Below are 1,487 nucleotides of genomic sequence, written 5' to 3' on the forward strand. Positions count from 1 at the left end.
CTGTATGACTGTACTTTATCCAGTCTTTTTTGCAGGGCAGTTTTGGCGTCGGAGCCCGGCAGCTGGCTGACGAGTTCTCGCGCTTTGTTGATATCGGTTTGTGCTTTTGTTTGTTCCGCTTTTTTCACCGCTTGCTCTGCTGCCGCGTACGCTGAATCTGTTGCCTGTGCTTTATACTGGATTAAGCCGTAGCCAAATTGCTGATCGCGGCCTGCGGTACCAAGATCAACGATATTTCTCCGCATTTCCTCGCGAAGCTGGACGTTTGTCTCGGCAGGATCACGCTGTTTTAACAAAGCAAACATGGCTGCGGCGTGCGGTGTCGCTTGGGATGTTCCGCTTCCCGTTGCATAATACTGGTTTAAGTAAGTGCTTGTGATGTTTGTCCCCGGCGCTGAAAATTCAACTTCATCTCCAGTTGTTGAGAAGGAGGCAAGCTGATTCTTTTCGTTTGTTGCTGAAACCACAACGACACTGCTGTATGCCGCCGGATAATTCACTGGCTTGCCGTTTCCGTCGTTACCGCTTGCGGCAACAAGCAGAACACCTTGTTCATATGCTTTGTTCACGGCGTCATGAAGGATTTTGCTGTCTGACGTCGTTCCAAGGCTCATATTGACGATGTCCATCCCGTTTGCGATCGACCAGTCAATTCCTTGGAGAAGGCTTTGAAGATCCCCCGAGCCGTTCTGATCAAGCGCTTTAACCGCGTATATTTGTGCTTCCGGTGCGATGCCGTCAATTCCGTAGCCGTTATGCTTGGCTCCGATAATCCCTGCGACATGTGTTCCGTGGCCGTTATCATCTTTGTAAGAAGAGGTATAACTGACAGCTGAATACCCGCCGGCAATCGACAGGTCATCGTGGGGGGAGATCCCGCTGTCAATGACGGCAATTTTGATATATTTTCCTGTCAGTCCTGCCTTCCAAGCCTGTTTCACCTGAATGGGCTCAAGGTTCCATTGCTCAAAGTTGTCAGAGGTGTCAGTGCCGTCTGACAGCACTTTGAAATCCGTGCTGTCTGCTGCGGTAAATGATACGTTGTTTTCTACATACAAAATATCAGGATCCTGCTTTAATTCTTTTACTGTCTCCTGGTCTGCTGTGACCGCTACCGCGGGAAGATGCTTATACTGCTGTTCAACATCAGCATCACTATCCAGGATGGTTTCCTTTCCGGCCTTGTTTTTATAAACCACAATAACCTCTTTCTCGCTGCTGTTTTGCGCATGAGCGAGAGGGCCTATGGTGAGAAAACTGAAAAACAGAGTGACTGATACAACAAGTTTGCAAGACATGTTTTTGATGGTTCATCTCCTTTTTCTATGATGTTTGATATATATATCGGAGAAAAAAAGAGAGATTAATAGTAAGAAGGAAAAAATTTTTCATGGGCAGGGTTGTTTAGCAAAATGCAGATTTTTTCCGCATAAAGAGGAAATTTTTCAAATGAATTTGTAAGCGTTTTCAAAATAAGATAAAGAAAA

General features: G+C 46.1%; 1 protein-coding gene. It reads right to left on the bottom strand.

The genetic code is table 11. The features are described 5' to 3' along the window. Positions 1–1,307, bottom strand: a 1,307-nt coding sequence (epr, locus tag ACWHAR_RS21110; RefSeq protein WP_452087722.1) for a minor protease Epr, incomplete at its 3' end; no start/stop codon positions are given. Between the last annotated feature and the right edge of the window lie 180 nt (positions 1,308–1,487).

The sequence above is a fragment of the Bacillus sp. LR--39 genome (assembly GCF_053613335.1).